This window comes from Pseudonocardia sp. SID8383 (genome assembly GCF_009864975.1).
Taxonomy (GTDB): domain Bacteria; phylum Actinomycetota; class Actinomycetes; order Mycobacteriales; family Pseudonocardiaceae; genus Pseudonocardia; species Pseudonocardia alni.
Genome location: NZ_WWFY01000979.1, coordinates 1 through 414, shown reverse-complemented (window position 1 = coordinate 414; position 414 = coordinate 1). Strand labels below are relative to the sequence as shown.

General features: G+C 74.9%; 1 pseudogene. It reads right to left on the bottom strand.

Annotated features, from left to right (window positions below):
* Window positions 1–188: pseudogene (locus GTW08_RS23190) on the bottom strand (sulfite exporter TauE/SafE family protein); the annotation flags it as partial.
* Window positions 189–414: the final 226 nt, after the last annotated feature.

Below are 414 nucleotides of genomic sequence, written 5' to 3'. Positions count from 1 at the left end.
GACCCGGCGACCGCGCCCGCCCCCTGGAACAGCATGCAGACGGTGTTGGTGATGTTCGCCGTCGTCGCGGGGAGCCCGACGGCCAGCAGCGCGGGGTAGGAGAACAACGACGCGAGGCCGGCGACGGCGCCGATCAGGCCGGCCGCGATGCCGGCACCGAACAGCGTGAGCAGCTGCCACGGGGTCACGGACGGTGCATCTCGTTGTCGATGCACAGGACCCTACCCGCCGCCCGGTGAGGGGCACGACCACGTCACAATGGCGCCGATCGGCGCAGCGAACTGCGTCGGAACGGGGGTCACGGTGGTGGGGCCGCGCGAGGCCGGGGTGGGTGCCGCCCTGCTGCTCCTGCTCGCGGGCTGCGGCAACGCGGGCCCCGACGTCGCTGCCCCCCGCCCGCCCGTCCCGGCCCTC